This is a genomic window from Vibrio sp. 10N.261.52.A1 (genome assembly GCF_002876325.1).
In the GTDB taxonomy this organism is placed as follows: Bacteria; Pseudomonadota; Gammaproteobacteria; order Enterobacterales; family Vibrionaceae; genus Vibrio; species Vibrio chagasii.
In genome coordinates this window covers 1-1,391 of the sequence record NZ_MCYD01001325.1, presented here as the reverse complement: position 1 = coordinate 1,391, position 1,391 = coordinate 1, and the positions used below count along the sequence as shown (strand labels likewise).

Here is a 1,391-nt window from a genome sequence, read left to right as displayed (position 1 = left end):
TGTATTAGAGCGAAATACCGGTTATCAAATCGAGTTTAAGGCTCTGCCTCCTTATATTGGATACAGCTACTCATTGGAAGCAATGTGGTCGATTACTTTAGCGGTCGCTTTGATTATATTTTGCCTAGCTCGTGGCGTTCGATGGCTAAAAGAGCAATTGATGGGATCTGAAATGCTGGAAGAGCGTGGAAGGATGATTCTTGCTGGGCAGGTTGAGGCTCATGCCAAAGGTGATGAGCGAGAGTGGCCTTTTACCGCGAGTGAAGCTCTCGATGTTCTTATTGAAGAGTTAAAAGACGCTCGGCAAGAGCGTAGTCGTTTCGATACCTTTATTCGTACTCATACCTTCTTAGATAAACTCACAGGCACCGCCAACAGAGTACTATTTGATAACAAGCTTGAATCGGCACTGCATGAAAGTGGTGCGCGTGGTGGTGTGCTGTTAATACGTATCGATGAGTGGGAGCAGGTACGCGATGATAATGATAAGCAAGTTACAGATAACTTTATTATTGAGGTTGGCGAAGTATTATCGAATATCGTACAGCGCTATCCAGATGTTATTTTCTCTCGTTATTATGAAGCCGACTTTGCTGTATTTATCCCGCACCAAGGTGCCAAAGATATTGCGACGCTGGCGACTCAGTGTTTAAGACAGCTTGATAAGCTAACACCACCAGAGCCTTTAGAGTCGGATAATTGGTGCCATATCGGCGTGACCATGTACACCGAAGGTGAACGTCATAGTCAGATCATGGATGAAACGGAAACCGCATTAAAAAGTGCGCAATTGGAGCGCATTAATAACTGGAGTCGTTTCCCTAAACAAAATAAAAATGAGCTCGATAGAGGCAGTGTTCGCTGGAGAACACTACTTGATACAGCACTGCTTCCTGATAATTTAGTAATCTTTGCTCAGCGGTGTTATCTTATGTCTGAATTAGGTCAAGCTAATGAATTGCATAGAGAAATATTTACTAGAATTCAGGATCCTGAGAAAGGTTTATTGAAGTCCTCTCGCTTCATGCCTGCGGTGGAGCAAGTGGGTTACCAAGCTCAAATGGATCAATCGGTGTTGAGGGTGTTGTTGAAGTCACTGAAAGAATCGACTCAACCTATTCATTATTCAGTGAACCTCAATGTTACCCCTTTTGCTAGTAAGCAGCACTTCAAATGGTTCAGAAGTGAGTTGTTGCAACTTTCTGCACAGCATCGTTCACAACTGGCTTTTGAGTTTTCTGAGGGGCACCTTATCGCTCATCTTGATTATATGAGACCGGTGGCAAAGATGCTGCGAGGACTTGGGTGTAAAGTGATTGTTGGCCAAGCTGGGCGAACTATTGTCAGCACTCACTACATTAAGGATTTGAAGGTTAATTATATAAAGCTTC

At 43.4% G+C, this 1,391-nt stretch carries 1 protein-coding gene; it reads left to right on the top strand.

Features of this window, described 5'->3' with window-relative positions:
• Positions 1 to 1,391, top strand: a 1,391-nt coding sequence (locus BCT81_RS27390) for an EAL domain-containing protein (protein ID WP_102426502.1), incomplete at both ends; no start/stop codon positions are given.